Here is a 24,544-nt window from a genome sequence, read left to right as displayed (position 1 = left end):
GCAGCATCGTGATCGGGATCATCGGCCCGGAGGACTCGATCCGGCTCGTGCAGGAGGTGGCGGCCGGGGAGGGCCGCGCGGACAGCGTCACCGCGCGCGCCTACACCCGGCCCGAGCAGGCCCCCGAGCTCGCCCGCGAGCTGGACGAGGTGTGCCAGGTGCTGCTGTTCACCGGCCGCATCCCGTACGCCTTCGCCAGCGCGGCCGGCGACCTGCGGGCCGAGATCGACTACGTCCCGCACGCCGGCATCGACCTCTACCGGACCCTGTCGCGGATGCTGCTGGCCACCGGCGGGAAGCTGCCCCGGGTCAGCGTGGACACCATCGAGGCCGAGATCGTCCGGGAGACGTACCACGACATCGAGGTCGCCCCGCCGACGGAGATCCTGCCAATCGCCGACTCCTCCGGGCTGCTCTTCTCCGGCCTCGACGAGATCACCGCCTACCACCGCGAGCGCTACGCCTCCGGCGCGGTCGAGGCGTGCCTGACCTGCCTCGGCGCGGTGCACCGCGACCTGGCCGACAGCGGGGTGCCGGTGTGGCGCGTGGAGCACACCCGCGCCTCGGTGCGCGACGCGCTGCGCCGGGCCTGGCTCGCCGCCGAGGTGCGCCAGTCCCGGGCCACCCAGATCGCCGTGATGATGGTCGACCTCGGCGCGTCGACGCACCGGGCGCAGGACCCGTACCAGGCCGAGCGGCAGCGGCTGCGGGTGCGGGAGGCGCTGCTGGAGCACGCCGAGCGGATGCGCGGCCGGCTCGCCACCGTCGACGACCGGACCATGGTGATCACCACCACGCGGGGGACCGTGGAGAGCGCCATCGCCCGGCACCGCGACGGGCACGCCTCCCTGCTCACCCTGCGCGGCGTCGACGTGGGGCACGCCGTCGGCTTCGGCGCGGGCACCACCATCGCCGCGGCCGAGGACAACGCCCGCAAGGCCCTCGCGCTGGGCCGGCACAGCGGCGACACCCACGTGGTCTTCCCCGACGGCGAGGTCTACTCCAGCCGGGAGACCGCCGTGCGTCCCCGGCTGCGGGAGACCGCCCCGGGCGTGCTGCGCGTCTCCGAGCAGCTGCACATCGGGCCGCTGTCGACCCGGCGGCTGCTGGAGGCCCTGCACCAGATGGACCCCGACCAGGTCACCGCCCGCGGGCTGGCCGACGCGTACGGGGTGGAGGCGCGCTCGGCCCGCCGCCTGCTCAAGGCCCTGCGGGCGGCCGGCTTCGCCGAGGAGGTCGGCGTGCACGTGAGCACCGGCGCGGGCCGCCCGCAGGCCGTCTACCGGGTCGCCATGCGGCGGCTCCTCGGCGCGATCGGGGCCGAGCCGTGAGCGGGGCCGAGCCGGGAGCGGGCCGGGCGCGAACGGGGGCCGCGGCGTGAGCGGCGGCAGCGGGACCGGGCCCGTGAGCGGGCCGACCCCCGACGCGGGCGCGCCGCTGCGGTTCGAGCCGACGTACCTCGTCACCGCCGTCTTCGCCGCCGACGCCGCCGTCCGGCGCGAACCGCACCGGGCCGCACACCTGGCGCACGTGCGCGCCCTGCTCGCCGACGGCGCCGCCCTGGTCGCCGGTGCGCGCGCCGACCTGACCGCCTCCGTGCTGGTGCTGCGGGCCGCCGACGCGGCCGCCGCCCGCGCCCTCGTCGCACAGGACCCCTACTGGCGGCACGGGGTGTGGACCACGCTCGACGTGGTCGACTTCCTCGCCGCCACCAGCCACACCCTCGGGAGGACATGATGTCGTCGTACCGCCAGGTTCCCGGCGTGCGGGTGCTCGGGGCCGAGCACGCGCCGTACGCCGCCGCCCTGCTGCGCGCGGCGTGGGGCGACGGCGGCCCGGACGCCGTGCCGGTGCGCCTCGCCGTCGACCCGGCGCTGCCCGAGGGCGGCCACCGCGTCGACGTGCCGGAGTCCGGCGAGATCCGGCTCACCGGCGACCCGTTCGCCGGCCTGGTCTACGCCGCCCGCGACCTCGTCGGCCGGGCCACCGGAGCCGGCCTGCCCGTCGGCGCGTCCGCCGCCGCGCCCGGGCTGCCGCTGCGCACCCTGTGGACCTGGGACCACTCGACCAACTGGGACACCCGGCAGCTCGGCCAGCAGGAGATCGGCGCGCTCAACCCGTACGCGAAGTCCGCCGACGCGTTCGGTGCCGACTACCGGCGGCTCGTCGACTTCTGTAGCCGCGAACGGATCGGCGGCATCGTCGTGTACGGGCTCCTGCGCGACGCCCACGGCGGCGTCGAGGCGGCCCGCGACCTGTGCGAGTACGCCAACGCCCGGGGCGTGCGGATCATCGCCGGGATCGGCGTCAACGCCTACGGCGGCATCTACTTCGACGGTCGGCACCGCTACAACCTGGCGACCTGGCTGCGGCAGCGCCCCGACCTGGCCGCCGAGCTGCCGAAGAAGGTCGGCTTCGACATCGACGAGTTCGGCGACCTGCACTTCCCGGCCAGCGAGTACATGATGGCCGCCTGCCCCTCGCAGCCGGACAACCTCGCCTGGCACCGCGACGCGATCGACTGGCTGCTGGACACCCTGCCCGTCGGCGGGATCAACTTCGAGACCGGCGACTACGGCAGCTGCGCCTGCGCCCGCTGCGGCGAGCGCACCGGCGGCGAGCGCACCTCCTGGTCCTACGAGGCGATGCGGGCGGTCTACCCGACCCTGCTGGAGACCGCCCGCCGCCCCGGCCCGGCCGGAGTGCCGCTGCGCCACCTCGTCGAGGTCTACTGGGACAACATCTTCGACCTCGACGCGCAGCAGCCCCTGGCCGACCTGCCCGACGACGTCGCCTACCAGTACTGCGTGAACCGGGGCTTCTGGTACGACCAGCGCGACCGGCTCACCGCCGCCCACGTCGACCGGCTGCCGCACACCACGAACGTGCTGCGCACCCACGCCGGGTCGCAGTGGAACCGGCAGCGCCACTCCTGGGTGCCCGAGATGTACGCCGACATGGCGGCCCGCTCCGGGGCGGCCGGGATGCGGGGGCTGACCATCTTCGCCGAGGCGGCGGCCTACCACCCGACCAACGAGATCAGCTATCTGGCGTACGCCCGGTTCACCTGGAACCCCGAGCTGGCCTGGGCGGACTTCTGGCGCGACGAGGTCGCCCCCCGCTTCGGCGGTTCGGCCGAGGCCGAGGCGTTCCGCGACGGCGCGGCCCTGCTCGACGACCCGGCGGCCGACGCCGCGGCCCTGACCGCCGTGCGCGGCGACGCCCTCGCCATGGTCGCGGCCACCGGCGGGGAGGTGCAGCGCCGCTGGCTGTGGCTCGCCGAGCGGGCCGCCCGGCACGCCCACTCGGCCGGCTGACCGCGCCCGGCGGGCGGCATGACGGTTGCCGGGCGGGACCATGACAGTCGTGTGAAGAATCCGCCGGCCGGGTCGCGGAGGGTTTGCCGCCCGGGCCGCGGGGGGCACCGTGGAGGTGCACGCGACAACCGTTCGAGAGGATCGGCCCAGTGGAAGTCACCGGTTTCTTCACCGCCATCATCATCGGTCTGATCATCGGCGCGCTGGGCCGGCTGGTCGTGCCCGGCAAGCAGAGCATCCCGATCTGGCTCACCCTGCTGATCGGCGTGGTGGCCGCGATCCTCGGCACCCTCGTGGCCGGCGTGCTCGGGGTCGACGAGACGGCGGGCGTCGACTGGATCGAGCTGTTCCTCCAGGTCGCCTTCGCCGCGATCGGCGTGTCGCTCGTCGCGGGCGCGTACGGCCGCCGGCGCTGACCACGCTCCCGCCCGCCGCCGGCCCGCCCCCGCACCGGGGCGGGCCGGCGGCGGCTCAGGGCCTCGCCGGGTCGCGGCGCGCCGCGCGGTCGGCCCCGGTCCGGCGCGTCCGGCCCGGCGCGCCGGGTGCGCCGGCCGCCGCCCACGCCGTCGTGAGCAGCAGCAGCGCGGCGACATAGGTGCCCATCACCAGCAGGCCGTGGCCGGGCAGGGTCGTGCCGGCCGCGTCCACGCCGATCAGCAGGTCGGACACCAGGAACAGCGCCCCGCCGGCCGCCGCGCGCCCCGAGACCCCGGCCGCCGCGGCGGCCATCAGGCACAGCGCGAGACTGTAGCCGAGCACCGGCAGCCGCAGCGGGCCGAGCGGACCCCACAGGGCGGCGTTGGCCAGCGCCCACAGGGCCAGATAGCCGGCGACCACCGCCACGGGCGGCCGCCGGTGCCGGGTGAACGCCACCACGAGGCTGACCTGGGTGCCGAGGAAGCAGCCCATGCCGACCAGGAAGGCGGGCTCGCCGGGCAGCAGCAGCGCCACGTCGCCGGCCGTGGCGAAGACCAGCCCGAGCGCGAACGCGTCGAAGCCCCGCCGCCCGGCCGTGCGCGCCGCGCCGGCGGTGGCCCACCCGCCACCGGGCCGCCCGGGGCCGGGCCGCAGCAGCCAGAGCAGCAGCAGCGGGGCCAGCAGCGGCTTGGTCAGCCACTGGAGCACCAGGTTGTCGAGCGCCACGCCGACCAGCTCGACGGCGGCGACCAGCCCGAACGGCACGAGCCGCCTCATCGGGCGCCCTGCGCGGCCCGGACGGCCACCGCCGGGGCCGGTGGCGGCCGCCAGCCGGGCCGGCGGAACAGGTGGCCCAGCCGGTGCCGCCAGGACGCCGCCGCGCGCACGTCGGCCCAGATCGCCGCGTACTCGTGGGTGGCCACCCGCAGCGGGTGGTAGGTGCCGATGTTCGTGGTCAGCCCGTACCGGGCGGGGGCGCGTTCCGGCTCGAAGGTGCCGAACAGCCGGTCCCAGACGATCAGGATGCCGCCGTAGTTGCGGTCCAGGTACTCGGCGTTCACGCCGTGGTGGACGCGGTGGTGCGACGGGGTGTTGAAGACCCACTCGACCGGCCGGGGCAGCACCCGGACCCGCTCGGTGTGCAGGAAGAACTGGTAGAGCAGGCTGACCGACTGCTGGAGGAAGATCATCCACGGCGGGATGCCGAGCAGGGCCAGCGGCAGCCAGAACGGCAGCGACGTCATCGGCGTCCAGCTCTGCCGCAGCGCGGTCGACAGGTTGTAGAACCTGCTGGAGTGGTGCACCACGTGGCTGGCCCAGAACAGCCGCACCTCGTGGTGGGTGCGGTGGAACCAGTAGTAGGCCAGGTCGTCGGCGACGAACAGCAGCACCCAGGTCCAGACGCTGGCGGGGGAGAGCTGCACCGGCGCGAGGGCCCACAGCCCGGCGTACAGGCCGACCGTGAGCAGCTTCCACGGGAAGCCGATCACCTGGCTGCCCGCCCCCATGGTGAGGCTCGTGGCGGTGTCGCGCAGCTCGTAGCCGCGTTCGTCGTCGTCGGGCGCGAACCGGTAGGACACCGCCTCCACGACGATGAGCAGCAGGAACGCGGGCACGGCGTAGAGCACGGCGGGGATCATGCGCGGCACTCCCGTCCCGGCGCGGCGGGGGCGGCGAGGGCGGCGGTGAGCAGGGCCCGCGCCTGCCGCGCGGCGTCGTCGCCCCGGCCGTCGGCGATCGCCTCGGCGAGCCGCCGGTGCCCGGCGACGTCGAGCAGCTCGGCGGCGCGCCGCTGCGGCGGCACCTCGCCGACGGCGAGCGCGCCGGCCACGAGGCTGTTGAAACCCAGCAGGTACGCGGTGTTGCCGCAGCCGCGCACCACGTGCCGCCACAGGGTGATGTTGGCCTCGGCCATCCGGGGCAGGTCGGGGGCGAGCGCGGCGTACTCCTCGACGGCGCGGGTGACGGTCTGCCGCGTCGCCGCGTCGGCCCGCTCGGCGCAGAGCCGGGCGGCGTCGACGCCGATGCAGGCGCGCATCTCCAGCATGTCCCGCACGAGCGTGTCGACCGGCAGGACGTCGCCGGAGCGGACCAGGGACAGGGCGAGGTCGAGCCCCGCGTGCACCCGCCAGTCGAGCACCCGGGTCGCGCCGCCCTGGCTGACCCGGACCAGGCCGAGCTGTTGCAGGCGGCGCAGCGCCTCGCGCACGGCGTGCCGGTTCACCGCGAACGCGGCGGCCAGCTCCCGCTCGCCGGGCAGGGTGTCCCCGGGCCGGTATGCGCCGCTGACGACGGCGTCGCGGAGCTGGGCGAAGACGTGGTCGGAGACGGAACCCCGGGGGACAGGGACGAAGGTCATGCGGTGCAGTGTGGCCCGGCCCACATCAACCCGTCAACTGGTTGGACCACTCGGCTGCCTGTGGTCGGGGCCGGGCGACGCCGGCAACCGCATTTGCGGCGGGGAACGACAATCGGCGTGGTGTGACCAACCGCCTGCCCGGGGCGGGTTTAGCGGGCCGGAATGCCGGTCAACCTGTTCGGGTAGCGACGACGAGAGGGGTTTCCGCGTGTCCGGCACAACGCACCACCGGTCCAGTCACGACACGGCTCCGCCGAGCGACGTGACGGACACGCTGCTGTGGCGGCTGGCGTACGACGTCGCCGAGGCCCACCAGCCCGACGCCGCCGGCCGCTGCCAGAACCTGCTCTGCGGCGGCCGGCAGGCCCCGTGCGACCCGCTGCTGAACGCCGAGCGCGCCATGCGGCTGGCCCGGGGCGACGCCGGCGCGGGAGCGCCGGCCCCCGCGCCCCGCCCCCGGCCCGCCGCGCCGGCCCGGCCCGAGCACCCGCGCACCGGGCGGGAGGCCGCCTGACCCGGGCGTGCGCCCGGGTCAGCGCGGGGCGGCGGCCGGCGGCGCGGATTCCCCCGGCCGGGACCCGAACGCCGTGAGGAAGCGGTCCCGGAAGGTGTCCATCCGCCACACCGGCGCGCCCGGCCCGGGCCGCAACCCGTCCTGCCACTGCCAGCCGTCGATCCGGTCGAGCACCTTCGGGTCGCGGGCCACGACGGTGACCGGCACGTCCCGGCTGGCGTCCTCGCCGGTGACGACCGGTGCGGGCTGGTGGTCGCCGAGGAAGACCAGCACCAGGTCGTCGTCGCCGTAGGTCTCCACGTAGGAGATCAGCGACTTCAGCGTGTACTCGATGGTGCGCCGATAGTCCGCGCGGATCTGGGCGGCGGTGCGGCGCACCGGCTTGCCGCCGACGTCGGCCACCGCCGAGTTGCGGTGGTAGACCGAGCCGTCGCCCACGTCGTCCCAGTCGATGACCCGGGGGAACGACGTCCACGGGGAGTGGCTGGAGGTCAGCGGGATCTCGGCCATCACCGGCGGGTGGCCGGGGGCCGACCGCTCGCGGCGCTGCAACTCCGACAGCGCGTACTGGTCCGGCATGAGGAAGTAGCCCAGCTTCGGCCCCCGGTAGCCCAGTTCCCGGGCCGGATAGAACCGGTCGTAGCCGTAGAACCCGCCCTCCGGCCAGTCGGCCAGCGCGCCGGGCATCACCCCGACCGTCCGCCAGCCCGCCCGCTGGAACGCCCCGCCGAGGGTGAGCCGGTCCGTGGCGAGCAGGCTGCGGTGCCGCTGCTGGCTGTCGATCCACAGCCCCGACAGCAGCGTGGCGTGGGCCAGCCAGCTTCCGCCGCCCGCCGTCGGGGACGTGAGATAGGCGCTGCGGGAGGCGAACCCGGCCGCCCGCAGCCGCCGGGTGCCCTCGTCGAGCACCGCGCCGACCTGCGCGAACTCCGGCTCCTCCACCGCGTCGCGGCCGTAGCTCTCCACGAACGCGACGACGACGTCCTTGCCGCGCAGCGCGGTCAGCAGCTGGTCGCCCGGCGTGTCCCGGAACCCGTCGGCGGCGACCTCGGCGGCGAACACCTCACCGTCGGTGAGCCCGCCGCGCACCTGGACCGCGTGGTAACGGACCATGGCGGTCGCGCCGCTGTCGGCCACCGGCACCCCGGGGACGATCCGCACCCCGAAGGCGGCGCAGGCGACCCAGCCCACGGTCAGCGCCGCGACGGCCCGTCTCGCCCCGGTGTCGTGCCGGGCGAGCAGCGCGGCCAGGCGCAGCGCGGCCAGCGCCAGGGTCACGAGCAGGGCGACGGCCAGCAGCACGACGCCCGCGGCGACGCCGACCGCCCCGGGCCGGCCGATCGAGCCGGCGAGGAACCCGTACGCGTCGTCGAACAGCACCCAGTCCGACACCAGGTCGAAGGGGCGGTCCCAGGCGACCTGGAAGCCCAGGTCGGTGAGCCTGACCACGGTGACCAGCCCCAGCACGGCCCCGGTCAGGGCGGCGGCCACCCGGCGGGGACGCGCCGGCAGGGCGAGCAGCCCAGCGGCGACGACCAGGGCCTCGACCGGCAGCCGCAGGAACGCCGCCGGGCGCAGCTCCCGCAACTGGTCCGGGGCGGTGAGTGCGGCGGCCACCAGCAGCGCGGCCAGGGTGCCGGTCACCGCGCGGCGGACCCGTCGACCCCGCCCCGGCAGCGCGGCCGGCCGGCCCGCGTCGTCCGCCGCGCGCCGACCCTCGTCGCCGCCCGTGCCGTCGCCGGTGGCGTCGGTCGTCGTGTCGTCGCCCGTCGTCTCGTCGCCGATGGCGCGGGGCGGGCCGTCGCCGGCCGCATCGGTGGGGTCGCCCGGGTGGTTCGTCACGTCGTCTTCTCTCCCGTGCATCCGGTGGGCGGTCAGGCCGGCAGGTGGGCCGGCACCCGGACCGGGTCGTCCCGGCGCAGGGCCGCGCCGTCGCGCCCGGCGACCGGACGGTGCCGCCACAGCCACCCGACGTCGCGCCCGAAGGACTCGACGAGCAGCGCGAACGCCCCGGCCAGCAGCACCGTCGCCCCGACCGGCGGCAGGACCCCGGCCGCGGCGACGACCAGGACGATGCCCTGGAGCGCGGCGACGACCTTACGCCACCGCCGCGGCGGCAGCGACCCACGCAGCCACGGCGACGTCCAGCCGGCCGCCACGAAGGCGTACCGCATCGCGCCGAGGGTCAGCACCCAGACCCCGGCCGTCGGCGCCAGGTGCACGCCCAGCAGCAGGATGAGGTACGCGTCGACCTCCATGTCGAACCGGGCCCCGAGGTCGCTCGCGGTGCCGGTGCGCCGCGCCACCTGCCCGTCGACGGCGTCGAGCAGCAGCGCCACGGCGGCGAGGCCGACCAGCAACGGCACCGGCACGGCCCGGGTGAAGCCGTCGGCCACCAGGGCCGTCACCCCGCCGATCAGCACCGCCCGGCCCAACGTCACCACGTCCGCCGGCCCCAGGCCGGACTCGCCCGCCCCGCGCAGCGCCCGGGCGAGCAGCCCGCTCAGGACCATTCCGTACGCCGTGCCGGCGAGCCAGCCCGCCGGCCCGAGGCCGACGGTCGCGCCGATCCCCGCCAGCAGGACGAACAGGCTGACCAGACCTGCCAGCGGACCGTGTTGAACCCTGCGCACCGTGCCTCCGTGTTTGATGATCGAGAGACTGCCGTTCGACAGGCTGTCGACAGACAACACGGAGAATCCGGCCGAACGGTTCGGTGCGGCGGACGACACGAGGAGGACGACGTGACGACGAGGACCCTCCGGTGACCGGCGAGGCGTACGCGTTCTGGCTGCGTGAGCCCGGGGTGGGGGAGATCCGCCCGGCGGCGCTGCCCACCCCCGGCCCCGACGAGGTGCTGGTGCGGGCCCGCTACTCGGGCGTCAGCCGGGGCACCGAGACCCTCGTCTTCGCCGGCCGGGTCCCGGTCGACCAGCACACCGCGATGCGCGCCCCGTTCCAGGAGGGCGACTTCCCGGCCCCCGTGAAGTACGGCTACCTCAGCGTCGGCGTCGTCGAGCAGGGCCCGGCCGGGCTGCGCGGGCGGACCGTGTTCTGCCTGCACCCGCACCAGAGCGCGTACGTCGTGCCGGCCTCGGCCGTGGTGCCGGTGCCCGACGGGGTGCCGGCGGCCCGCGCCGTGCTCGCCGGCACCGTGGAGACCGCCGTGAACGCCCTGTGGGACGCGCCGCCGCTGCTCGGTGACCGGGTGAGCGTCGTCGGCGCGGGCATGGTCGGCTGCGGCGTCGCCGCGCTGCTCGCCCGCTTCCCCGGGGTGCGCGTCGAGCTGGTCGACGCCGACCCCGCCCGGGCCACCGTCGCCGCCGCGCTCGGCGTCGACTTCGCCACCCCCGAGCGGGCCACCGGCGGGCGCGACCTGGTGGTGCACGCCAGCGCCACCTCCGAGGGGTTGCAGCGGTCGCTGGAGCTGCTCGCCCCGGAGGGCACGGCGCTGGAGCTGAGCTGGTACGGCGACCGCGCGGTGCGGCTGTCGCTGGGCGGGGCGTTCCACTCCGGCCGGTTGACCGTGCGCAGCAGCCAGGTGGGCATGGTCGCCCCGGCCCGCCGGGGCAGCCGCACGCACGCCGACCGGCTCGCCCTCGCCCTGGAGCTGCTCGCCGACCCCGCCTTCGACGCGCTGCTCACCGGCAGCTCGCCGTTCGCGGAACTGCCCGACGTGCTCGCCGGCCTCACCGACGGCAGCCTGCCCGCCCTGTGCCACCTCATCACCTACCAGGAGAGTGACCCGTGTTCAGCGTGACCGTCCGCGATCACATGATGATCGCCCACAGCTTCCGCGGCGACGTCTTCGGCCCGGCGCAGCGCCTGCACGGGGCCACCTTCGTCGTCGACGCCACGTTCCGCCGGCCCGACCTCGACGCCGACGGCATCGTCGTCGACATCGGCCTGGCCACCGAGCAGCTGCGTGCCGTCCTCGGCGAGCTGACCTACCGCAACCTCGACGACGAGCCCGCGTTCGCCGGGGTGAACACCACCACGGAGGTGCTGGCCCGCACGGTCGCCGACCGGCTCGCCGACCGGGTGCGCGCGGGCGACCTCGGCGCGGGCGCGCAAGGGCTGGCCGGGATCACCGTCACCCTGCACGAGTCGCACGTCGCCTGGGCCAGCTACGAGCGGCCCCTGTGACAGCCCCGGCCCCGGGCGCGCCGGCCGGCGTCCCCGCCGCCGCCCGGCCCGAGGTGCACGTGGTGCTCCCCGGCGACATCGACGACCCGGCCACGCCCAGCGGCGGCAACCACTACGACCGCCGGGCCTGCGCCGCGCTGGCCGACGCCGGCTGGCGGGTCCACGAGCATCCGGTGCCCGGCGACTGGCCGACGCCCGGCCCGGCCGCGCGGGCCGACCTCGCCGCCCGGCTCGCCGCCCTGCCCGACGGCGCGGTGGCGCTCCTCGACGGCCTCGTCGCCTCGGTCACGCCGCAGGAGCTGCGGGCGCAGGCCGGCAGGCTGCGGCTCGTCGTGCTGGTGCACATGCCGCGCGACGACGACGCCGAGGCCCGCGCCCTGGCCGTCGCCACGGCCGTCGTCGCCACCAGCGAGTGGACCCGCCGCCGGCTGATCGACCGGTACGGGCTGCCCGCCGGCCGGGTCCACGTCGCCGCGCCGGGGGTCGACCCCGCCCCGCTCGCCGGCGGCACGGCCGCCGGAACGGCGCTGCTCTGCGTCGCGACCGTCGCCCCGCACAAGGGGCACGACGTGCTGCTGGCCGCCCTGGCGACGGTGGCGGACCTGCCGTGGCGGTGCGCCTGCGTCGGCGCGCTGACCCGCGACCCCGCCCACGTGCGGCGGCTGCGCCGGCAGGCCGCCGGGTCCGGCCTGACCGGGCGGGTGGAACTGCTCGGGCCGCGCACCGGTCCCGCCCTGTCCGCCGCGTACGCCGCCGCCGACCTGCTGGTGCTGGCCTCGCGCGGCGAGACGTACGGGATGGTCGTCACCGAGGCCCTCGCGCGGGGCATCCCGGTGCTGGCCACCGACGTCGGCGGCGTGTCCGAGGCGCTGGGCCGCGCCCCCGGCGGCGAACGCCCCGGCCTGCTGGTGCCGCCCGGCGACCCGGCGGCGCTGGCCGGCGCGCTGCGCGCCTGGCTGGGCGACGCCGGCCTGCGGGAGCGGCTGCGCCGCGCCGCCCGCGCCCGCCGGCCGGCCCTGACCGACTGGTCGACCACCTCCACCATTCTCGCGGCGGTCCTGAAGGGAGCGGCGGCATGAGCGACGGCCACGGCGACGGCGGTCCGGTGGCCCGCCCGCGTGACGGCCACGGCGACGGCGGTCCGGTGACCAGCCCGCGTGACGGCCACGACGGCGCGGCGGGGCACATGAGCGACGGCGACGACACCGCCGCCTTCGCCGGCTGGCTGCGGATGCGGGAGCCCGCCGACGCGGCGGCCCGCGCGGCGGCCCTGCTGACGCCGGTGCGCCGACGCCTCGCCGGCGACCGGCCGGTCGTGATCCACGACCTGGGCGCCGGCACCGGGTCGATGGGGCGCTGGTTGGCCCCCCGGCTGCCCGGCCCGCAGCACTGGGTGCTCCACGACCGCGACCCCGGCCTGCTGGCGCGGGCCCGGGCCGCCCTGGCGGGCCTCGCCGCCTCCGGCGGCGGCGCGGTCACCGTGGAGACCCGGCAGGGTGACATCACCCGGCTGTCCGCCGCCGACCTCGCCGACGCGTCCCTGGTCACCGCGTCGGCGCTGCTGGACATGCTCACCGCCGAGGAGGTCGGGCGGATCGTGGCGGCCTGCGCCGACCGGCCCACCCTGTTCACCCTCACGGTGGTCGGCCGGGTGCGGCTGACCCCCGCCGACCCGCTGGACGCCGACGTCGCCGCCGCGTTCGACGACCACCAGCGGCGCGTCGTACCCGGCCGGGGCGCGCTGCTCGGCCCCGACGCCGTCGCCGCCTGCGTGGCCGCGTTCGCCCGCCGCGGCGTCGACGTGCTGACCCGGCCGAGCCCGTGGCGGCTCGGCCCGGACCGCGCCGAGCTGACCGCCGAGTGGTTCACCGGCTGGCTGGGCGCCGCCCGTGAGCAGCGCCCCGAGCTGACCGGCCGCACCACGGCGTACGGCCGAACCCGGCGGGCCGCCGCCCGCGCCGGTACGCTCGACGTCCTGGTCGACCACGCCGACCTGCTCGCCGGCTGCGGGTGAACCATCCGGGCGCGCCACACGTGAACCCGGAGGGAAGATGATCGTGCAGGGAGGACCGGGTTTGCCAGCGAGCACGGAACCGGCGGCGTCGCCCGCCACACGCGTCGGCCGGCTGCCCCGGTCGTTCTGGGGGTGGGCGCGCACCCTCGCCGGGGTGGCGGTGCTGGCCGCCCTGCTGTGGCGGCTGGGCAGCGGCCCGTTCCTCGCCGGCCTGCGCCTGATCGACGGCACGGCCCTCGCGGCGGCGCTGGGCATCGGCCTGGTCACCACCGTCTGCGCCGCGTGGCGGTGGAGCCTGGTCGCCGCCGGGCTGGGCGTCCGGCTGCCGCTGCGCGCGGCGGTGGCGCACTGCTACCGGGCCGTGTTCCTCAACTCCACCCTGCCCGGCGGGGTGCTCGGCGACGTCGACCGCGCGGTGCGCCACGGCCGCGACTGCGGGGACGTCAGCCGCGGCGTGCGGGCCGTGGTCTGGGAGCGCACGGCGGGCCAGGCGGTCACGGTGGTCCTCGCGGTGGGCGTGCTGGCCGCGTTCCCGTCGCCGGTGCGGCCGTACCTGCCGGTGGCGGCGGCGCTGCTCGTCGTCGCCGGCCTGGGCGCGGTGCTGCTGGGGCGCGTCGCGCCCCGGTCGGGGGCGTCGGGGTGGGCGCGGGCGCTGCGCACCGCCGTGGCCGACGTCCGCTCCGGGGTGCTGGGGCGGCGGACCTGGGCCGGCGTGCTGGTCGCCTCCGCCGTGGTGCTGGCGGGCCACCTGGCCACGTTCGTCGTCGCGGCCCGCACGGCGGGCTCCGCCGCGCCGCTTGCCCGGCTGCTGCCGCTGACGCTGCTCGCCCTGCTCGCGATGATCCTGCCGCTGAATGTGGGCGGGTTCGGGCCGCGCGAGGGGGTGGCCGCGTGGGCGTTCGCCGCCGCCGGACTGACCGCCGGGCAGGGCGTCGCCGCCGCCACCGTGTACGGGGCGTTGGCGCTGGTGGCGAGCCTGCCCGGGGGCGTGGTGCTGCTGGTCCGCCGGCTCCCGCGGCCCGCCGCGCCCGGCGTCGTGCCCCCGGCCCCCGTCGCCACCGCCCGCGTCGCCCGGTGGGTGTCGCGTCCGGCGCGCACCGGCGTGCACGGTTGACCGTCCGACGAAGGAGACCGATGTCCGAAGCACTGCCTGTCGCGACCATCCGGACCCAGGTGACGGTCCCGCTGCGCTTCCCCGACGGCTACGCGACCACGGCCCGGGTGTTCTCGTTCCACGGCCTCGTCGACGGCCGGGAACACCTCGCGTTCGGGCTCGGCGACTGGTCGGCCGGGGTGGACCGGGCCGCCGCCGGCGGGCCGCCGCCGCTGGTGCGCCCGCACAGCGAGTGCCTGACCGGGGACGTGTTCGGCAGCCAGCGGTGCGACTGCGGGCCGCAGTTGCGCGAGGCGGTCGAGCGGATCGCCGCCGCCGGTGGGCTCCTGCTCTACCTGCGTCAGGAGGGGCGCGGCATCGGCCTGTACGCGAAGCTCGACGCGTACGCCCTCCAGGACGCCGGGCTGGACACCTACGAGGCGAACCTGGCGCTGGGCCGGGGCGCGGACGAACGGAACTACACGGTCGCCGCGCAGATGCTGGCGGCCCTGGGCGCCGAGCGGGTGGCCCTGCTCAGCAACAACCCGGACAAGGCCGACCAGCTGCGCCGGCTCGGCATCGAGGTGGCCGAGCGGGTGCCGACCGGGCTGCACCTGTCCGACGCCAACGCCGGCTACCTCGCGGCCAAGGTGGACCGCGCCGCCCACACCATCGACCTCCCGTTCGTCCGGTGACCGCCGCCGCGCCCACCCCGCACGCCGCCGGGCCGGCCGCCGCCGGGCCCGCCACACCCCGGCCGTACGTGCTGCTCAGCTGCGCCATGTCGATCGACGGCTACATCGACGACGCCAGCGACCAGCGGCTGCTGCTGTCCAACGAGGCGGACCTGGACCGGGTCGACGCCGTGCGGGCCGGGTGCGACGCCATCCTCGTCGGCGCGGCCACCGTCCGGGCCGACGATCCGCGCCTGGTGATCCGCTCGCCGCAGCGGCGGCGGGAGCGGGCCGACCGCGGCCTGCCGCCGTCGCCGACGAAGGTCACCGTCACCGGGAGCGGCGACCTCGACCCGGCGGCGCGGTTCTTCACCGTCGGCGACGCCGAGCGGGTCGTCTACTGCGCCACGTCCGTGCTGGCGCGGACCCGGCACCGGCTCGACGGCCTGGCCACCGTCGCCGACGGCGGCGACCCGGTCGACCCCTGCCGGGTGCTGGCCGACCTGGCCGCCCGGGGGGTGCGCCGGCTCATGGTGGAGGGCGGCGCGGCCGTGCACGCCCTGTTCCTCGGCGCGGGCCTCGCCGACGAACTGCACCTGGTGGTCGCCCCGTTCTTCGTCGGTGACCGCCGCGCGCCGCGCTTCCCCGGCGAGGGCCGGTTCCCGTGGCACCCCGGCCGTCGCGCGGGCCTGGCGGAGGTCCGCCAGATCGGCGACGTCGTCCTGCTGCGCTACGCCCTGTCGGGGCGCTGCCCCGACGCGTGACCCGACGCGTGACCCGACGCGTGACCCGACCGGCCGCCGCGCGGGCGTCCGCTCCGCGCGGTCGCGCGGGCGTCGGTCGCCGCGCCCGCCCCGGCTCCGCTCGTCGCGCCGGCCGGATCGTCGGCCGGCGCGCGGGTCAATCGTCCGGCGGGGACAGGTGCTCCGCGAGCCGCACGGAGGCGGTGAGCATGGCCCGGCCCCGGTCGGTGAGCCGCCGCCGCCAGCTCGCCAGGGACTCGGCCAGCGGCTCGGTGCCGGCGGCGTCGCGGACCTGCCGCACGACCGTGGCGATGTGGTCCAGCCGGTAGCCGCCCCGCCGGAGCAGGTGGGCCAGCTCGGCGTCGCGCACGTCGTCGGCCGAGTAGAGGCGGTAGCCGGTGGCCGTGCCCCGGCTCGGCGCGAGGACGCCGGCCCGTTCCCACTTGCGCAGCGCAGCCGGGGTCACGCCGATCCGGCGGGCGAGGCCGCCGATCGCCAGCGGCCGGTCGGGTCGGCCCGCCGCCACCCGGCCGGGCCGGCCCGGCGCCGGCTGGTCGGATGGGGCCGTCGCACGCTTGTCGGTTCGGGTCGCCGACGGTGGCTGGGTGAGCAGGCCCACGGCCGCCTCGACGGCGTCGAGCGTCTCCCGGTCGCGCAGCAGGCGGGCGTGGCTGTGGTCGATCGCGCGCAGGGCGGTGTCCAGGTCCCCGGCGTTGACCGCGCGCATGATCTCGCCGCTGGTGGCGTACCCGTGCGCCGGGATCAGCGCCAGGTAGGCGCGCAGCGCCCGCACGTGCACGGCCGTGTAGGCGCGGTAGCCGCTGGGCGTGCGCCGGGCCGGGGGCAGCACGCCGTCGCGCTCGTAGTTGCGGACCGTCTGCGTCGAGATGCCGTGCTCGCGCGCGAGGTCGGTCGGCCGGTAGGAACTCCTGCGCACCTGACCTCCCGTTTGATGCTTGCCGCCAGCCCCACCGCCTGTGCTCCGGCCCGAGCTTCACAAGGGTGTTCGACGATACGGTAGAGGTCATGACGCCGTCGCCCCCGCCCGTCCCCGCCGCCCCTATCCCGACCGAGGCCGAGCTCGCCCGGCGGATCCTCGCGCTGCCCGGCGTCACGCAGGTGTGGGCCGACGCGGCGTCGGGCGCGCCCCGGGCCAGCTGGGGCGAGCGGTTCTTCTTCGTCGGCCCCGACCGCCGCCGGCCGTTCGCCACGATCGTCGCGCACGACACACCCGGCTTCGACGAGGACTCGCGCCTCGACCGGCCGGACGTCCATCGCCTCAACGTCGAGCTGGGCCGCGCGGAGTTCCAGCGCCGGTTCGGCTACCCGCCCGCGCGCTTCCCCGACCACCGGGCCGGCATCGACTTCACCCGGCAGGACGAGGTCCTGCCCCACCCCGTCTACGGCCTGCATGGCTGGGCGTGCGTCCTGCGCCCCGGCGGCGGCCTGCTCCCGGAGGTGGACCGGCTGCTCGCCCACGCGCACGCCCGGGCGGTCGACCGGCACCGGCGGGCCGGCGGCCGCCCGGGGCCGGACGGGGGCGGAAACCTCAGCGCGCCGGGCCGGTGACCTGGGGCCCCGCTTCGAGGAAGCGCAGCATGTGGTCGCCCAGCTCCTCGGCGAGGGCGAACGGCAGCAGGTCGGTGCGGATCGTGATGCGCAGCAGGGCGTCGGCGTGGCGGGGGATCGCCTCGACGGTCAGCCCGCTCATCACCTCCCGGGCGTACGGCTCGACGACCTCCTCGGTGCGGCAGCCGGGCAGCTCCAGCGGGAGCACCAGGTTGTCCTGGTACGCGAAGCCGGGCAGGCCGGCGACGACCTCGCTGGGCAGCCCGACGGCCGGGTCCGCGGCGCTCTCCGAGAAGGGGACGTCCTGGGCGGCCATCAGCTCGTCGACGGTCTGCTGGACGTGCCGGATCAGGTCCTGCCCGGGCGCGAACCGCACCCGCACGCAGTTGGAGTTGATCCGGGTGGTGAACGCGGAGTCGAGCACCCGGCTGCCGCGCTTCGCCACGATCATGAGCAGGCCGATGTCGTCCTGGTGGTGGATGGCGCGCAGGGCGGTGGCGAACGCGGCGACGAAGTAGCTGGAGCGGCTGAACCGGTGTTCCCTGGCCGCCCGGTCCCAGCGCTGGAGGACCTGCGGGCTGACGGTGAGGATGTGCCCGGCCTTCGGGCCCCAGGCGAGGGCCTGTTCCAGCGGCACCTTCAGCTCGCCGTCGCCCTGGCGGGGGAGGCCGCGGAGCTGGGTGCGCCAGTATGCGCGTTGGGCGGGTAGGTCGGCGGCCTCGTGGAGCCGGGCGTACTCGTCGTAGGTCTGGCGCAGGGTGGGTGCGGGCCGGTCCCAGACGGGTGCGTGGCCGTTGGCGCGGGCGGTGTAGGCGTGGGTGAGGTCGCGGACGAGGAGGGTGTGGGACCAGCCGTCGAAGGCGATGTGGTGGATGCCGATGCCGAGGAGGGTGCGGTTGGTGGAGCGGTCGCGGATGACGGCGGTGCGCCAGTTGCGGCCCTGGGTGTAGTCGAGGGGTTGTTGGACGGCGTCGGCGAGTTGGTCGAGGGCGTCCTGGGTGGTGGGGGCGTCGGTGAGCAGGAGCAGTTGGGGCATGCCGGGGTTGGGCGGGATGATCGCCACGGGTGGGTCGACGCGTCGGTAGCGGGCGTGCAGGGCCTCGTGCCGGCGGTGCAGGTCGCCGAGCGCGGCCATCAACGCCCGCAGGTTGAGCTCACCCTCCACCCACCAGGTGGTCGGGCAGACCAGCTCGAAGGGGAGCCAGACGCACTTGGCGACCGACAGCGTCAGCGGCACCGGCTTCGCCGGCCCGGAGCGCGCGACGCCCGACGGTTCCGCCTCCGCCCGGGGGCGGCGTGGCGCGGTGGCGAGCCACGCGGCGAGCGCCTGCGGGGTCGGGGTGCGGCGGATCTGGGAGACGGGCACGACGGCGTCGGTGGCCTCGTCGAGGGCGGCGGCGAGGGCGGCGGACTGGAGGCTGGTCCCGCCGAGGTCGAAGAAGCTGTCGTGGACGCCGGCCCGGTCGATGCCGAGGACGGTGACGAAGGCCGTGGTGACGAGCCGCTCGTCGGCGGTGGTCGGCTCGGCGTAGTCGACCCCGACGTCGGGGCGCTGGGCGTCGGGGGCGGGCAGCGCGTTGCGGTTGATCTTGCCGGTGCCGCCGACGGGGAACCGGTCGAGGACCATGATGACGGCCGGGACCATGTAGGAGGGCAGCACCGCCGCCGCGTGCTCGCGCAGCGCCGGCACCGACGGCGTGCGTCCGTCGCGTGCGGTGACGTAGCCGATGAGTCGGGGGGTGTCGTTGTCGTCGCGGCGGGTGACGATGGCGGTGGTGACGTCGGGGTGTTGTTCGAGGGTGGTTTCGATTTCGCCGAGTTCGATGCGGATGCCGTTGATTTTGATTTGGTGGTCGATGCGGCCGAGGATTTCGAGGGCGCCGTTGGTGTTCCAGCGGGCGAGGTCGCCGGTGCGGTAGGCGAGTTGGTGGGTGTGGGGGTCGGTGACGAATCGTTGGGTGGTGAGTTCGGGGCGGTGGAGGTAGCCGTCGGCGATGCCGTGGCCGGTGATGAGGATTTCGCCTGGTGCGCCGGCGGGGACGAGGTTGAGGTGGGGGTCGACGATGTGGATCTGTCGGTTGGGCATGGGCCAGCCGATGGGTACGTAGCTGCCGGGCCAGCCGGTCGACGCGTCGTACCAGGTGCAGGCCACGGCCGCCTCCGCCGGCCCGTACGCGTTGATCAGCCGGACCCCGGCGGCCAGCCAGCGCTGCGCCATCCGCGGCGGCACCGGCTCCCCGGCGAGCGTCAGGCAGGACATGCTCGGGCAGTCGGCCGGGTCGACGGCCGCCAGGTTGGTCGGCGGGCAGAACGCGTGGGTCACCTGCTCCTTGGCGATCAGGTCGGTGAGGCGGCGGGCGTCGAGCAGCTCGTCGCGGGAGCAGACGACGACGGTCGCGCCGGAGGTGAGGGCCGTGAAGATCTCGCCCAGGGCCACGTCGAACACGGGCGTGCAGCTGTGCAGCATTCTGCTGTCGGGGCCGATGGCGCACTCGTCGGCCATCCAGGCCAGGAAGTTCGTCAGCTTCTCGTGCGTGAGCACCACACCCTTCGGGGTGCCCGTCGACCCCGACGTGTAGATCACGAACGCCGGCCCGTCCACGGTGACCGCCGGCAGGTCCACCGGCCCGACAGCCTCGATCCGCGGCCACTGTTCGTCCAACGCCACCACCCGCACCCCATCCGGGCATGGCACCCGCGACGCCACCTCACCCACCGTCAACACCACCCGCGCACCATGATCGGCCAACAACACCCGCATCCGCTCCGCCGGCCACGCCACATCCATCGGCGTGTACGCCGCACCCGCCCGCAACACCCCCAACGCCGCCACCAACGTCCACAAACTCCGATCCAACGCCAACGACACCACATCACCGGATCCCACACCCACCGACCGCAGAAACCCCGCCACCACCGCTGACCGGCGCGCCAACTCCCCGTACGTCAACACCACACCACCGGCCACCCCCGCCACCGCCTCCGGCGACCGCTGCGCCCACTCCAGCACCAACTCGTGGATCGGCGCGCCCGGCACCTCCCGCACCGGACCCCGACCCCACCCCAACAACCGCTCCCGCTCCACCACCGACACCAACGTGAGCCCCGACAACCCCCGCCCAGGCTCACCCACCCCCGCCGCCACCAACGTCACCACCGCATCCACGAACCCCCGCACCCACCCCGCCGAGAACTCCTCCACCGCGAAGTCCACCCGCAGGCCCGAACCATCCCCGGCCACCCACACCACCACACCGGCATCCACCACCTCCGGCCCCACCGCATCCACCGGCCCGTCCACCACATGCAGCAGCACCGGACCACCGGGACCATCCGCCGCCGGCGACGCCAACGCCGCCTCCACCCGACCGGCAAGCTCACCGAACCCCGGATCACCGGCCACGTCCACCCGCACCACACCGCCACCGGCCAGCCCGAGCACCACCTCCGACTGACCCGTGTACCGCGCCAACACCCCGACCAGCCCCGCCGCCACCACCACACCCGAACCCACCACACCCACCGGCCACGACACCACCCCCGACACCGAACCCGCCCGCGCCGGCCACCCCACCACCCGCCGCAGATCACCCACCAGATCGAGGGTCTCGAAGTCGGTGCCGGGGCCGGCGAGCCCCGGAGCCTGGGCCTGACCACCAACGAACCCGACGGACATGAGCAGAACCTCCGATCAGGACCGGCGTCGCCCGCAGGCGGGCCGGTTCGAAGAACCAGGAAACCGGCGTGGGCGCGGCAGTCCGCGCCCACACACGAGAGGGGGTACGTCGATCAGCGGCCCGGAGCCGGCGCAGGGCCGCCCTCGAGGAAGCGCAGCATGTGGCCGTTCAGCTCCTCGGCGAGGCGGTACGGCAGGTAGTCGGTGCGGATGGTGACGCGCAGGAGGGCGTGGTCGGCGCGGGGCAGCACCTCCACGGTGAGGCCGTTGGACACCTCCCGGGCGTACGGGTCGACGACCTCCTCGGTGCGGCAGCCGGGCAGCTCCAGCGGGAGCACCAGGTTGTCCTGGTAGACGAAGGTCGGCAGGCTCGCGACGACCTCGCTGGAGAGCCCGGCCGCGGGATCGTCGGCGGTCTCCGCGAAGGGCACGTCCTGCGCCCGCATCAGGTCGGCGATCGTCTCGTGGACCCGCAGCACGAGCTTGTCGTCCTGCGGCCCGTCGAAGCGCACCCGCACGCAGTTGAGGTTGAGCCGGGTGGTGAACGCCGAGTCGAGCACCCGGCTGCCGCGCTTGGCGACCACCATCAGCAGGCCGATGTCGTCCTGGTGGTGGATGGCGCGCAGGGCGGTGGCGAACGCGGCGACGAAGTAGCTGGAGCGGCTGAACCGGTGTTCCCGGGCGGCCCGGTCCCAGCGCTGCATCACCTCGGCCGGCACCGTCACCGTGTGCCCGGCCTTGGGACCCCAGGCGAGGGCCTGTTCCAGCGACACGGTCGGCCCGCCGTCGCCCTGCCGGGGCAGCCCGTGGAGCTGGGTGCGCCAGTATGCGCGTTGGGCGGGCAGGTCGGCTGCGGTGCGGAGTCGGGCGTACTCGTCGTGGATCTGGCGCAGGGTGGGTGCGGGATGGTCCCAGGCGGGTGGGTGTCCGGCTTTTCGGGCGGTGTAGGCGTGGGTGAGGTCGCGGACGAGGAGGGTGTGGGACCAGCCGTCGAAGGCGATGTGGTGGATGCCGATGCCGAGGAGGGTGCGGTTGGTGGAGCGGTCGCGGATGACGGCGGTGCGCCAGTTGCGGCCCTGGGTGTAGTCGAGGGGTTGTTGGACGGCGTCGGCGAGTTGGTCGAGGGCGTCCTGGGTGGTGGCGGCGTCGGTGAGCAGGAGTAGTTGCGGCATGCCCGGGTTCGCCGGGACCAGCGCCACCGGCGGCTCCACCCGTCGGTAGCGGGCGTGCAGGGCCTCGTGCCGGCGGTGCAGGTCGCCGAGCGCGGCCATCAACGCCCGCAGGTCGAGGTCGCCCTCCACCCACCAGCTCACCGGGACCACGACCTCCGGGGGCGACATCAGGCACTTGGCCACCTGCTGCGCGAGGGGCACCGGCCCGGGCCGCTGGCGGCCGTGGCCGACGGCCGACCCGACGCCCGTGCGGCGCGGCGCGGTGGCGAGCCACGCGGCGAGCGCGTGCGGGGTCGGGGTGCGGTGGATCTGGGAGACGGGCACGACCACGTCGGCGGCCTCGTCGATGCCCGTGGCCACGGCGGCGGACTGGAGGGACGTGCCGCCGAGGTCGAAGAAGCTGTCGTGGACGCCGACCCGGTCGATGCCGAGGACGGTGGCGAACACGCCCGTGACGAGCCGCTCCTGTGCGGTGGCCGGTGCGGCGTAGTCGACGCCGAGGTCGGGGCGTCGGCCGTCCGGGGCGGGCAGCGCCGCCCGGTCGATCTTGCCGGTGCCGCCGACGGGGAACCGGTCCAGGACCATGACGACCGCCGGGACCATGTAGGACGGCAGGATGGTGGCGGCGTGCTCGCGCAGCGCCTCCGGCGTGGGCGTGCGTCCGTCGCGTGCGGTGACGTAGCCGATGAGTCGGGGGGTGTCGTTGTCGTCGCGGCGGGTGACGATGGCGGTGGTGACGTCGGGGTGTTGTTCGAGGGTGGTTTCGATTTCGCCGAGTTCGATGCGGATGCCGTTGATTTTGATCTGGTGGTCGATGCGGCCGAGGATTTCGAGGGCGCCGTTGCTGTTCCAGCGGGCGAGGTCGCCGGTGCGGTAGGCGAGTTGGTGGGTGTGGGGGTCGGTGACGAATCGTTGGGTGGTGAGTTCGGGGCGGTGGAGGTAGCCGTCGGCGATGCCGTGGCCGGTGATGAGGATTTCGCCTGGTGCGCCGGCGGGGACGAGGTTGAGGTGGGGGTCGACGATGTGGATCTGTCGGTTGGGCATGGGCCAGCCGATGGGTACGTAGCTGCCGGGCCAGCCGGTTGACGCGTCGTACCAGGTGCAGGCCACGGCCGCCTCCGCCGGCCCGTACGCGTTCACGACCCGGGCACCCGCCGCCGACCACCGCCGGACGAGCTGTGGCGGGGCGGCCTCGCCGCCGAGGACGACGCAGCGCAGGCTGGGGCAGGCCGCCGGGTCGAGCGGGGCGACGTTCGTCGCGGGCCCGAAGGTGTGCGTGACGCCGTGCCGCCCGATGAGCCCGGTGAGCCGGCGTACGTCGAGCAGGTCGTCGCGCGAGCAGACGACGACCTGACCACCGGAGATGAGCGTGGCGAAGACCTCCCCGAACGCGGCGTCGAAGACCGGCGCGGCCGAGTGCAGCATTCTGCTGTCGGGGCCGATGGCGCACTCGTCGGCCATCCAGGCCAGGAAGTTCGTCAGCTTCTCGTGCGTGAGCACCACACCCTTCGGGGTGCCCGTCGACCCCGACGTGTAGATCACGAACGCCGGCCCGTCCACGGTGACCGCCGGCAGGTCCACCGGCCCGACAGCCTCGATCCGCGGCCACTGTTCGTCCAACGCCACCACCCGCACCCCATCCGGGCATGGCACCCGCGACGCCACCTCACCCACCGTCAACACCACCCGCGCACCATGATCGGCCAACAACACCCGCATCCGCTCCGCCGGCCACGCCACATCCATCGGCGTGTACGCCGCACCCGCCCGCAACACCCCCAACGCCGCCACCAACGTCCACAAACTCCGATCCAACGCCAACGACACCACATCACCGGATCCCACACCCACCGACCGCAGAAACCCCGCCACCACCGCTGACCGGCGCGCCAACTCCCCGTACGTCAACACCACACCACCGGCCACCCCCGCCACCGCCTCCGGCGACCGCTGCGCCCACTCCAGCACCAACTCGTGGATCGGCGCCCCCGGCACCTCCCGCACCGGACCCCGACCCCACCCCAACAACCGCTCCCGCTCCACCACCGACACCAACGTGAGCCCCGACAACGCCACCTGCGCCCCGGCGACGCCCGCCGATACCAGCGTCACCACCGCGTCCACGAATCCCCGTGCCCACCCGGCCGAGAACTCCTCCACCGCGAAGTCCACCCGCAGGCCCGAACCATCCCCGGCCACCCACACCACCAGCCCCGCGTCCACGACGTCCGGTCCCACCTCGGCCAGCGGCCCATCCGCCAATCCCACCACCACCCGATCCACCCGACCATCCGCCGCCGGCGACGCCAACGCCGCCTCCACCCGACCGGCAAGCTCACCGAACCCCGGATCACCGGCCACGTCCACCCGCACCACACCGCCACCGGCCAGCCCGAGCACCACCTCCGACTGACCCGTGTACCGCGCCAACACCCCGACCAGCCCCGCCACCACCACCACACCCGAACCCACCACACCCACCGGCCACGACACCACCCCCGACACCGAACCCGCCCGCGCCGGCCACCCCACCACCCGCCGCAGATCACCCACCAGGTCCAGACCCCCGGCGTCCACCGCGCCATCAGCGAACCCAACAGGCATGAGCCCAACCTCCGAGTGAATGGGGACGACCGGGAGAGGGGGACGAGGCGGCCGGTCGGTCGTGGGCGGACGTACCGCCGGGGTGCCGGGCCACCGCCGAACGACCCGCCCTCGCCATGTTCCGGTCGCGGGCGGGCCCACGATCGCCCACATCCGTTCCCGGTCCGGTGCGGTGTGGGGGAACGACGACCCGACGGGGCCCGACGCTACGGAGCCTGGCCAAGCGGCGTACACCCCTAGAATTCG

At 75.6% G+C, this 24,544-nt stretch carries 21 protein-coding genes; 13 read left to right on the top strand and 8 right to left on the bottom strand.

Annotated features, from left to right (window positions below):
* Window positions 1-8 precede the first annotated feature (8 nt).
* The 4 genes from HDA31_RS16005 (at window position 9) to HDA31_RS15990 (ending at window position 3,733) form a co-directional block, all read left to right on the top strand.
* Window positions 9-1,331, top strand: coding sequence for a helix-turn-helix domain-containing protein (locus tag HDA31_RS16005; protein WP_178064590.1), 1,323 nt, complete (start codon window positions 9-11; stop codon window positions 1,329-1,331).
* A 73-nt stretch (window positions 1,332-1,404) separates the two neighbouring features.
* Entirely contained in the window at window positions 1,405-1,737 is a 333-nt protein-coding gene (locus tag HDA31_RS16000; RefSeq protein ID WP_178064591.1) for a YciI family protein, read from the top strand.
* On the top strand, window positions 1,734-3,317 hold the full coding sequence (locus tag HDA31_RS15995; protein WP_184871965.1) for a hypothetical protein: 1,584 nt from the start codon (window positions 1,734-1,736) through the stop codon (window positions 3,315-3,317). The genes HDA31_RS16000 and HDA31_RS15995 overlap by 4 nt, the downstream gene beginning before the upstream one ends.
* Window positions 3,318-3,466: 149 nt before the next feature.
* Complete coding sequence (locus tag HDA31_RS15990; RefSeq protein WP_178064593.1) at window positions 3,467-3,733, top strand: GlsB/YeaQ/YmgE family stress response membrane protein; 267 nt, start codon at window positions 3,467-3,469, stop codon at window positions 3,731-3,733.
* Between the two features lie 55 nt (window positions 3,734-3,788).
* Here the strand turns inward: HDA31_RS15990 and HDA31_RS15985 are convergent, their stop codons facing one another.
* From HDA31_RS15985 to HDA31_RS15975, 3 genes are read right to left on the bottom strand one after another with little or no spacing between them, the layout of a single operon-like run.
* Entirely contained in the window at window positions 3,789-4,511 is a 723-nt protein-coding gene (locus HDA31_RS15985; protein WP_178064594.1) for a lysoplasmalogenase family protein, read from the bottom strand.
* Complete coding sequence (locus HDA31_RS15980; RefSeq protein ID WP_178064595.1) at window positions 4,508-5,374, bottom strand: sterol desaturase family protein; 867 nt, start codon at window positions 5,372-5,374, stop codon at window positions 4,508-4,510. Before HDA31_RS15980 ends, HDA31_RS15985 begins: the two co-directional genes overlap by 4 nt.
* Window positions 5,371-6,093 (bottom strand): FadR/GntR family transcriptional regulator, encoded by a 723-nt coding sequence (locus HDA31_RS15975; protein WP_178064596.1) that lies wholly within the window; start codon window positions 6,091-6,093, stop codon window positions 5,371-5,373. The genes HDA31_RS15980 and HDA31_RS15975 overlap by 4 nt, the downstream gene beginning before the upstream one ends.
* Window positions 6,094-6,301: 208 nt before the next feature.
* Here HDA31_RS15975 and HDA31_RS15970 point away from each other — a divergent pair, with 208 nt between their 5' ends.
* Window positions 6,302-6,607 carry a hypothetical protein gene (locus tag HDA31_RS15970; RefSeq protein WP_178064597.1) on the top strand — a complete coding sequence of 102 codons (306 nt, stop codon included), beginning with the start codon at window positions 6,302-6,304 and terminating at the stop codon, window positions 6,605-6,607.
* 18 nt (window positions 6,608-6,625) lie between these two features.
* Here the strand turns inward: HDA31_RS15970 and HDA31_RS15965 are convergent, their stop codons facing one another.
* A complete protein-coding gene (locus tag HDA31_RS15965) occupies window positions 6,626-8,470 on the bottom strand; it encodes a sulfatase-like hydrolase/transferase (protein WP_376701389.1) in 1,845 nt (614 codons plus the stop codon).
* An 11-nt stretch (window positions 8,471-8,481) separates the two neighbouring features.
* Window positions 8,482-9,240 (bottom strand): CDP-alcohol phosphatidyltransferase family protein, encoded by a 759-nt coding sequence (locus HDA31_RS15960; RefSeq protein WP_178064599.1) that lies wholly within the window; start codon window positions 9,238-9,240, stop codon window positions 8,482-8,484.
* Between the two features lie 131 nt (window positions 9,241-9,371).
* Here HDA31_RS15960 and HDA31_RS15955 point away from each other — a divergent pair, with 131 nt between their 5' ends.
* The 7 genes from HDA31_RS15955 to HDA31_RS15925 all read left to right on the top strand — a co-directional run bounded on the left by HDA31_RS15955 (window position 9,372) and on the right by HDA31_RS15925 (window position 15,298).
* Window positions 9,372-10,367: a zinc-dependent alcohol dehydrogenase gene (locus HDA31_RS15955; RefSeq protein ID WP_178064600.1), complete on the top strand. Its 996-nt coding sequence runs from the start codon at window positions 9,372-9,374 to the stop codon at window positions 10,365-10,367.
* Complete coding sequence (locus HDA31_RS15950; RefSeq protein ID WP_178064601.1) at window positions 10,355-10,753, top strand: 6-pyruvoyl trahydropterin synthase family protein; 399 nt, start codon at window positions 10,355-10,357, stop codon at window positions 10,751-10,753. Before HDA31_RS15955 ends, HDA31_RS15950 begins: the two co-directional genes overlap by 13 nt.
* Window positions 10,754-10,806: 53 nt before the next feature.
* Window positions 10,807-11,832 (top strand): glycosyltransferase family 4 protein, encoded by a 1,026-nt coding sequence (locus tag HDA31_RS15945; RefSeq protein WP_178067356.1) that lies wholly within the window; start codon window positions 10,807-10,809, stop codon window positions 11,830-11,832.
* 107 nt (window positions 11,833-11,939) lie between these two features.
* A complete protein-coding gene (locus tag HDA31_RS15940; RefSeq protein ID WP_178067358.1) occupies window positions 11,940-12,767 on the top strand; it encodes a methyltransferase domain-containing protein in 828 nt (275 codons plus the stop codon).
* A gap of 37 nt (window positions 12,768-12,804) precedes the next feature.
* Window positions 12,805-13,881, top strand: coding sequence for a lysylphosphatidylglycerol synthase transmembrane domain-containing protein (locus HDA31_RS15935; RefSeq protein ID WP_178064602.1), 1,077 nt, complete (start codon window positions 12,805-12,807; stop codon window positions 13,879-13,881).
* 20 nt (window positions 13,882-13,901) lie between these two features.
* Window positions 13,902-14,555: a GTP cyclohydrolase II gene (locus HDA31_RS15930; RefSeq protein ID WP_178064603.1), complete on the top strand. Its 654-nt coding sequence runs from the start codon at window positions 13,902-13,904 to the stop codon at window positions 14,553-14,555.
* A gap of 68 nt (window positions 14,556-14,623) precedes the next feature.
* Entirely contained in the window at window positions 14,624-15,298 is a 675-nt protein-coding gene (locus tag HDA31_RS15925; protein WP_311774386.1) for a RibD family protein, read from the top strand.
* Window positions 15,299-15,434: 136 nt separating this feature from the next.
* On the opposite strand, the gene HDA31_RS15920 is transcribed toward HDA31_RS15925, so the two are convergent.
* Window positions 15,435-16,214 (bottom strand): MerR family transcriptional regulator, encoded by a 780-nt coding sequence (locus HDA31_RS15920; protein WP_178064604.1) that lies wholly within the window; start codon window positions 16,212-16,214, stop codon window positions 15,435-15,437.
* A gap of 89 nt (window positions 16,215-16,303) precedes the next feature.
* Here HDA31_RS15920 and HDA31_RS15915 point away from each other — a divergent pair, with 89 nt between their 5' ends.
* Entirely contained in the window at window positions 16,304-16,846 is a 543-nt protein-coding gene (locus HDA31_RS15915) for a DUF6194 family protein (protein WP_178064605.1), read from the top strand.
* On the opposite strand, the gene HDA31_RS15910 is transcribed toward HDA31_RS15915, so the two are convergent.
* Together HDA31_RS15910 and HDA31_RS15905 are read right to left on the bottom strand one after the other, a co-directional pair.
* A complete protein-coding gene (locus HDA31_RS15910; RefSeq protein WP_178064606.1) occupies window positions 16,827-20,522 on the bottom strand; it encodes a non-ribosomal peptide synthetase in 3,696 nt (1,231 codons plus the stop codon). The genes HDA31_RS15915 and HDA31_RS15910 overlap by 20 nt on opposite strands.
* A gap of 113 nt (window positions 20,523-20,635) precedes the next feature.
* Complete coding sequence (locus HDA31_RS15905) at window positions 20,636-24,298, bottom strand: non-ribosomal peptide synthetase (protein ID WP_178064607.1); 3,663 nt, start codon at window positions 24,296-24,298, stop codon at window positions 20,636-20,638.
* Between the last annotated feature and the right edge of the window lie 246 nt (window positions 24,299-24,544).

It is taken from the genome of Micromonospora carbonacea, from assembly GCF_014205165.1.
Classification (GTDB): domain Bacteria; phylum Actinomycetota; class Actinomycetes; order Mycobacteriales; family Micromonosporaceae; genus Micromonospora; species Micromonospora carbonacea.
Note: the sequence above shows the minus strand (reverse complement) of the source record. Positions and strands in the feature narration are given on the sequence as shown.